The 7,124-nt window shown below is 58.9% G+C and carries 7 protein-coding genes and 2 pseudogenes; 8 read left to right on the forward strand and 1 reads right to left on the reverse strand.

Features of this window, described 5'->3' with window-relative positions:
* The 8 genes and pseudogenes from B3V69_RS18745 to B3V69_RS18770 all read left to right on the forward strand — a co-directional run.
* Positions 1 to 1,310 (forward strand): PHA/PHB synthase family protein (locus B3V69_RS18745; protein WP_296448698.1); only part of this gene is annotated, 1,310 nt, incomplete at its 5' end.
* Positions 1,311 to 1,331: 21 nt separating this feature from the next.
* Positions 1,332 to 2,510 carry an acetyl-CoA C-acetyltransferase gene (locus tag B3V69_RS18750; RefSeq protein ID WP_296448700.1) on the forward strand — a complete coding sequence of 393 codons (1,179 nt, stop codon included), beginning with the start codon at positions 1,332 to 1,334 and terminating at the stop codon, positions 2,508 to 2,510.
* A 31-nt stretch (positions 2,511 to 2,541) separates the two neighbouring features.
* Complete coding sequence (locus B3V69_RS20855) at positions 2,542 to 2,871, forward strand: carbonic anhydrase family protein (protein WP_414707581.1); 330 nt, start codon at positions 2,542 to 2,544, stop codon at positions 2,869 to 2,871.
* Positions 2,793 to 2,963, forward strand: a pseudogene (locus tag B3V69_RS20860) (carbonic anhydrase family protein); the annotation flags it as partial. The gene B3V69_RS20855 and the pseudogene B3V69_RS20860, both read left to right, overlap by 79 nt.
* 88 nt (positions 2,964 to 3,051) lie before the next feature.
* The gene (locus B3V69_RS18755) at positions 3,052 to 3,198 is read left to right on the forward strand and encodes a hypothetical protein (RefSeq protein ID WP_296448702.1); all 147 of its coding nucleotides are present in this window, start codon (positions 3,052 to 3,054) and stop codon (positions 3,196 to 3,198) included.
* A 229-nt stretch (positions 3,199 to 3,427) separates the two neighbouring features.
* A complete protein-coding gene (gene phbB / locus B3V69_RS18760) occupies positions 3,428 to 4,165 on the forward strand; it encodes an acetoacetyl-CoA reductase (RefSeq protein ID WP_296448703.1) in 738 nt (245 codons plus the stop codon).
* 150 nt (positions 4,166 to 4,315) lie between these two features.
* Positions 4,316 to 5,665 (forward strand): dicarboxylate/amino acid:cation symporter, encoded by a 1,350-nt coding sequence (locus B3V69_RS18765; protein ID WP_296448705.1) that lies wholly within the window; start codon positions 4,316 to 4,318, stop codon positions 5,663 to 5,665.
* A 111-nt stretch (positions 5,666 to 5,776) separates the two neighbouring features.
* A complete protein-coding gene (locus B3V69_RS18770) occupies positions 5,777 to 6,904 on the forward strand; it encodes an alanine--glyoxylate aminotransferase family protein (protein WP_296448707.1) in 1,128 nt (375 codons plus the stop codon).
* Positions 6,905 to 6,908: 4 nt separating this feature from the next.
* Here the strand turns inward: B3V69_RS18770 and B3V69_RS18775 are convergent.
* A pseudogene (locus B3V69_RS18775) lies at positions 6,909 to 7,124 on the reverse strand (ABC transporter C-terminal domain-containing protein); the annotation flags it as partial.

The raw sequence follows: 7,124 nt of genomic DNA on the forward strand, positions 1-7,124 counted from the left end.
TGACGGCGGCAGCCGCTCCGAGCAATTTCATGGCGCTCAATGCCGAGGCCCAAAAGAAGGCGATTGAGACCCAGGGCGAGAGCATTGCCAAAGGCATTCAAAACCTGCTGCATGACCTGCGCCAGGGCCATGTGTCCATGACGGACGAGAGCCTGTTTGAAGTGGGCAAAAACGTGGCCACCACCGAGGGCGCCGTGGTGTTTGAGAACGAGTTGTTCCAGCTGATCGAATACAAGCCGCTGACAGCCAAGGTGTATGAAAAGCCTTTTCTCCTCATTCCGCCCTGCATCAACAAGTTCTACATCCTGGACCTGCAGCCGGAAAACTCGCTCATTCGCTATGCCGTGGCGCAGGGCCACCGCACCTTCGTGGTCAGCTGGCGCAACCCCGACGCCTCGCTGGCCGACAAGACCTGGGATGATTACATTGAAGACGCTGCTATCAAATCAATAGCTGTAACGCAAGATATCACGGGGGCCAAGAGCATAAATGCCTTGGGCTTCTGCGTCGGCGGCACGATGTTGGGCACGGCCTTGGCGGTGCTGGCAGCACGTGGTGAAAAGCCGGTGGCCAGTGCCACCTTTCTCACGTCTTTCCTTGATTTCACCGATACCGGCATTCTGGATGTCTTTATTGATGAATCCTTTGTCAAATACCGCGAGCAGGAAATGGGCAAGGGCGGTTTGATGAAGGGGCAGGATCTATCCAGCACCTTCTCCTTTTTGCGGCCCAATGACCTGGTGTGGAACTACGTGGTGGGCAACTACCTCAAGGGCGAAACGCCGCCCCCGTTCGACCTGCTGTACTGGAACAGCGACGCCACCAACCTGCCCGGTCCGTTTTACGCCTGGTATCTGCGCAATACCTACCTTGAAAACAATCTGGTCAAACCCGGCAAGGCCATCGTGTGTGGCGAATCGGTGGATTTGCGCACGGTGGATATGCCGGTTTACATCTACGGCTCGCGCGAGGACCACATTGTGCCGATTGGCGGTGCCTATGCGTCCACCCAAGTCTTGCCCGGTAAAAAACGCTTTGTGATGGGGGCCTCCGGCCACATTGCGGGTGTCATCAACCCACCGGCCAAGAACAAACGCAGCCACTGGATCCGTGAGGACGGCAAGTTGCCCAAAACCCACGCCGAATGGCTGGCGGGGGCCACCGAGCACCCCGGCAGCTGGTGGACCGATTGGTCCCAGTGGCTCAGCGCGCAGGCCGGCAAACAGATACCCGCGCCCAAGTCCTACGGCAAAGGAAAATACAAGTCCATCGAAGCAGCCCCCGGCCGCTACGTGAAGGCAAAAGCTTAATTACCACCCTGGAGAGAAGAAATGGAAGATATCGTTATCGTTTCAGCCGTTCGCACCGCCGTCGGCAAATTCGGCGGAACGCTCGCCAAATCCCCCGCGACCGAACTCGGTGCGGCTGTCATCAAAGAATTGCTGGCCCGCACGGGTTTAGGCATGGACCAGATCGGTGAAGTCATCATGGGTCAGGTGCTGGCGGCAGGTGCCGGCCAGAATCCGGCGCGCCAAGCGCTGATCAAGAGTGGTCTGGCGAAGGAAACGCCGGCGCTCACCATCAACGCCGTGTGCGGCTCGGGTCTTAAGGCTGTGATGCTGGCGGCGCAAGCGGTGGCCTGGGGCGACAGCGAGATCGTTATTGCCGGTGGTCAGGAGAACATGAGTGCCTCGCCCCACGTCTTGCTCGGCTCGCGCGACGGCCAGCGCATGGGGGACTGGAAGATGATCGACTCCATGATCGTCGACGGCCTGTGGGACGTGTACAACCAGTACCACATGGGCATCACGGCCGAGAACGTGGCCAAACAATACGGCATCACGCGCGACATGCAGGACGCACTGGCACTTGCCAGCCAGCAAAAAGCCGCTGCGGCGCAGGACGCCGGCAAGTTCAAGGACGAAATCGTGCCCTTCAGCATCGCTCAGAAAAAGGGTGAGCCAATCATCTTTGCCGCTGACGAGTTCCTCAATCGCAAGACCAATGCTGAAGCCCTGGCCGGTCTGCGCCCCGCTTTTGACAAAGCCGGTGGCGTGACAGCGGGCAATGCGTCCGGCATCAACGACGGCGCTGCCGCCGTGATGGTGATGACCGCCAAGAAAGCCGCTGCTTTGGGGCTCAAGCCCATGGGCCGGATTGCCAGCTTTGCCACCAGCGGTGTGGACCCGGCACTGATGGGCATGGGCCCGGTGCCGGCATCGCAAAAGGCGCTGGCTCGCGCCGGCTGGAAGGCGGCTGACCTCGAACTGCTGGAAATCAACGAAGCGTTCGCGGCCCAAGCCTGTGCCGTCAATCAGCAAATGGGCTGGGACACCTCCAAAGTCAACGTCAACGGTGGCGCCATTGCCATCGGCCACCCGATCGGCGCGTCCGGTTGCCGCATTCTGGTCACGCTGCTGCATGAAATGCAGCGTCGCGATGCCAAGAAGGGCATTGCCTCGCTGTGCATCGGCGGCGGCATGGGCGTGGCGCTGACGATCGAGCGATAGGGGAGAAGACGCTGCCCGTTTTTCCTTCGCACTGAGCCAGTCGACATGTCGTTCAGAGTCCGCAAGATCCTCTGGGTGGCTTGGGCGCCGACAGTCGCCCATCGACATCGTGGCGCCGGTCAAACACAAGCTGGCGGCGCTGGACTTTCACTACCTTGCCGCACCTTTGAGAATCGCCAACGACGGGCACACGGCGCGCGTGCGTTTTGCCAACCGCAGCCGTTTGCTCGTGGCCAAAGAGACTTACACGCTGCAGCAGTTTCACGTGCCACCGCCGATGCCAGCCAGTTGCTGCCCGCCAGCCGTGCCTATTACCGTTATGAAGGCTCACTCACCGCCTCCCCGTGCGCCGAGGGTGTGAGCTGGCTGGGGACGAAGCAGCCGCTGGAATTGTCGGCTGAGCAGTTGGCCTATTGGCGAGCGCGGTTTACCGACAACATCCGAGCGCCCTAGCCCATGCATGGCCGCGTCGTCTTGGAAAGTCCGTAGCGGTTTGTGCCCGCATTGCGGTCAGGATTGAGTCAGATGCGGCAACGAGGATATGAACTTTTCCCCGGACGGCAAGCAGCTGGCGGTGAGCGAGGAAGACAACTTCGACGTGCCTATCGTCGATTACGAGCAAAAGGCGATCACCTGGACCTATGGCACGCCCGATGTGCGGGGCAAGGCGCCCGGTCTTTTGAACTAATTTGTTCTACCCGGACGGCTTCGACATCGACGTATTTCGGGACTGGAAGAAGGCTCTCGGAAAACCTTGAATCCAACCTGAATCGCGACGCCTTGTCGGCTTCAAGACCCTAGGGAAATCCCCCCTGAAAATTGCGCTGATCTCGGTGTTTTCCGCAAGGCGGATGACACGATTAGTCGCTATAGTGAGCTCTTGCATATTCATTCGTCAATTTAAAGGGAGCAGAGCAATGAGTCAAAAAGTAGCATACGTCACGGGAGGCATGGGTGGCATCGGAACCGCCATTTGCCAGCGCCTGCACAAGGAAGGCTTCAAGGTCATTGCCGGCTCTGGCCCAACACGTGACCACGGCAAGTGGCTGGACGAGCAGAAGGCTCTGGGTTTCACGTTCTACGCCTCGGTGGGTAATGTCGGTAGCTGGGATTCCACCGTTGAAGCCTTCACCAAGGCCAAGGCTGAGCATGGCAGCATCGATGTGCTGGTGAACAACGCCGGCATCACGCGTGATCGCATGTTCATCAAGATGTCACGTGACGACTGGGATGCCGTGATCGAAACCAATCTGAACTCCATGTTCAATGTCACCAAGCAGGTGGTGGCCGACATGGTGGATAAAGGCTGGGGCCGCATCATCAACATTTCATCCGTGAATGGCGAAAAGGGCCAGGCAGGCCAGACCAACTATTCCGCCGCCAAGGCCGGCATGCACGGCTTTACCATGGCGCTGGCGCAGGAACTGGCCACCAAGGGCGTCACGGTCAACACCGTGGCCCCAGGCTACATCGGCACCGACATGGTGAAGGCCATCCGCCAGGACGTACTCGACAAGATCATTGCGACCGTGCCCGTCAAGCGTCTGGGCGAGCCTAGCGAAATTGCCTCGATCATTGCCTGGCTGGCGTCTGACGAAGGCGGCTACTCCACCGGCGCTGAATTCTCGGTGAACGGCGGTTTGCACATGGGTTGATGCCGGGCTGCAGGCTCTCCAAAAAACCCGCTCAAGGCGGGTTTTTTGTTGTCTAGTCTTTGTAGCGAATGTGGGTTTCCACAATAGCCATCGCAAATTCTCCGGCTTAAAGTGACGTGCGTCCATTCACTAACTTAACCGGCCCTGACCATGACACCCAACCCCGCGACGAAAAAGCGTCCCCTGTATAAATCCCTTTATTTTCTGGTGCTGACGGCGGTGGTCTGCGGCGTCTTGCTCGGGCACTTCTACCCGCAAATCGGCACCGACATGAAGCCCCTGGGTGACGGCTTCATCAAACTGATCAAGATGATCATTGCCCCCATCATTTTCTGCACCGTCGTCATCGGCATTGCCGGCATGGAAGACATGAAAAAAGTGGGTAAGACCGGTGGTCTGGCCTTGCTTTATTTTGAGGTGGTCAGCACGCTGGCGCTGATTGTGGGACTGATCATCGTCAACCTGATCGAACCCGGCGCCGGCATGAACGTCAATGTGGCCGCGCTCGACACCAAGGGCATTGCCGCTTACACCGGTCCCGGCAAGATGGTGGGCACGGTTGATTTTTTGTTGAGCATTATTCCTGTTTCGGTGGTGGATGCCTTCGCCAAAGGCGAAATTCTGCAGGTCTTGCTGTTCTCGGTGCTGTTTGGTTTTGCCCTGCACAAATTCGGTGGTCGCGGCACCCTGGTTTTTGATTTGATCGAGAAGATGTCGCACGTGTTGTTTGACATCGTCGGCATCATCATGAAGGTGGCGCCGGTCGGGGCCTTTGGTGCGATGGCCTTTACCATTGGCAAGTACGGTATCGGCTCCCTGTTTTCGCTGGGCAAGCTGATGGGCACGTTTTATCTGACATGTTTTATCTTCGTCTTTGTCGTGCTGGGCACGATCTCCAAGCTGCACGGTTTCAGCATCTGGAAGTTTGTCAAATACATCAAGGAAGAATTGCTGATTGTGTTGGGAACATCCTCCTCCGAGTCGGTGCTGCCGCGCATGATGGAGAAGATGGAAAACCTGGGCGCCAAGAAAACCTGTGTCGGCCTGGTGATCCCCACCGGCTATTCCTTCAACCTGGACGGCACCTCCATTTACCTGACCATGGCCGCAGTCTTCATTGCCCAAGCGACCAACACGCCCATGACGTTGATACAGGAAGTCACCCTGCTGGCCGTGCTGCTGCTCACCTCCAAAGGCGCTGCGGGCGTCACGGGCAGCGGTTTCATTGTGCTGGCCGCCACCTTGTCAGCGGTCGGTACCGTTCCCGTCGCAGGCCTGGCGCTGATTCTGGGGATTGACCGTTTCATGTCCGAGGCGCGCGCCCTGACCAACCTGGTGGGCAATGGGGTCGCCACTCTGGTGGTTGCCAAGTGGACCGGTGAACTCAACACCGAGCGCCTGCACGCTGGTTTGAACAACGAAACCTGGATCGAGGCCGAGGCGCCCGAAGTGTTGCTGGACCAAAAAGTACTGCACATGGCCGCCAGCAAAAGAGCGTGAGCTCACGGGGGTGTCCGCGACATTGACGTTAAAGCAAGTGACAGGGGCAGGGTCCATGCTAAGCTGATGTTCCACCAAAGCCTATTGATTCAACGAAAAACCGGAGCCTTCATGCCAGGACTTTTGCCCCAGATCGACCCGGATGGGTTGCTCGAGTTTTCAGTCGTTTACACCGACCGTGCCTTGAACCATATGTCGCAGCGCTTTCAGGGCGTGATGAAGGATATTGCCAGCATTTTGAAAGAGGTGTACCACGCCAAGTCGGCGGTCCTGGTGCCGGGCAGCGGTACCTTTGGCATGGAAGCCGTGGCGCGCCAGTTTGCCACCGACAAGAAGGTGCTGGTCATTCGCAATGGCTGGTTCAGCTACCGCTGGACGCAGATTTTCGACATGGGCCGCATCCCGGCGGAATCCACCGTGCTCAAGGCGCGTCGCGTCGGCAGTGCCAGGCAGGCGCCGTGGATTCCTTGCCCGCTGGAAGAGGTGGTGGCCACCATCCGCGAAAAAAAGCCCGATGTGGTGTTTGCGCCGCATGTGGAAACCGCTTCCGGCATGATGCTGCCTGACGCCTACCTGCGCAGCGTGGCCGATGCGGTGCACGAGGTCGGTGGTCTGATGGTGCTGGATTGCATTGCCTCCGGCGCGATGTGGGTCAACATGGAAGCCACCGGCGTGGACGTGTTGATCAGTGCCCCGCAAAAAGGCTGGAGCAGCTCACCGTGCTGCGCCATGGTGATGTTGAGCGAGCGGGCCCGCGCCGCGATTGACGGCACCACCAGCACCAGTTTTGCTTGCGACCTCAAAAAATGGCTGCAAATCATGGAGGCGTTTGAAGCCGGTGGCCATGCCTATCACGCCACCATGCCGACCGATGCATTGAGCCGCTTGCGCGACGTGATGCAGGAAACCCGCGCCTATGGTTTTGAAAAGGTGCGCGCCGAGCAGATCGAACTGGGCGCCAAGGTGCGAGCGTTGTTCGAGCGCCGCGGTATTCTGAGTGTGGCCGCCGACGGCTTCAAGGCGCCGGGCGTCGTGGTCAGTTACACCGAAGACCCCGACATCCAGTCCAGCAAGAAGTTTCTGGGCCAGGGCTTGCAGACTGCCGGTGGCGTGCCGCTGCAGTGCGACGAACCTGCTGATTTCATGAGCTTTCGCGTCGGCCTGTTTGGCCTTGAAAAGCTGCACAACGTGGACCGCACCGTGACCCACCTGGCGGCCGCGCTGGATCAGATTCTCTGACCGGTCAAACCGACTGGGCTTCCATCTGACCGGACACCGTCAGCCATTGTTCTTCGAGGCTTTGCAGCTCGTCGTTGACGGTTTTCAGGCGCTTGCCGAATTCGGCAATCTCGGTCGGATGATGGGACTTGCTCAGATGGCCTTCCAGAGAAGCCCCTTCTGCGTTGAGCACCGCCATGCGCGCCTCGACTTCTTCCAGTTTGCGCTTGAGCCCGGTTGA

Source organism: Rhodoferax sp. UBA5149 (assembly GCF_002413825.1).
GTDB lineage: Bacteria > Pseudomonadota > Gammaproteobacteria > Burkholderiales > Burkholderiaceae_C > Rhodoferax.

Bases quoted from the DNA above. Each gene is read 5' to 3' on its own strand.
- B3V69_RS18755 (WP_296448702.1), top strand. From the start codon at position 3,052: ATGAACTTTTCCCCGGACGGCAAGCAGCTGGCGGTGAGCGAGGAAGAC.
- B3V69_RS18750 (WP_296448700.1), top strand. From the start codon at position 1,332: ATGGAAGATATCGTTATCGTTTCAGCCGTTCGCACCGCCGTCGGCAAA.
- B3V69_RS18765 (WP_296448705.1), top strand. From the start codon at position 4,316: ATGACACCCAACCCCGCGACGAAAAAGCGTCCCCTGTATAAATCCCTT.
- B3V69_RS18770 (WP_296448707.1), top strand. From the start codon at position 5,777: ATGCCAGGACTTTTGCCCCAGATCGACCCGGATGGGTTGCTCGAGTTT.
- phbB (WP_296448703.1), top strand. From the start codon at position 3,428: ATGAGTCAAAAAGTAGCATACGTCACGGGAGGCATGGGTGGCATCGGA.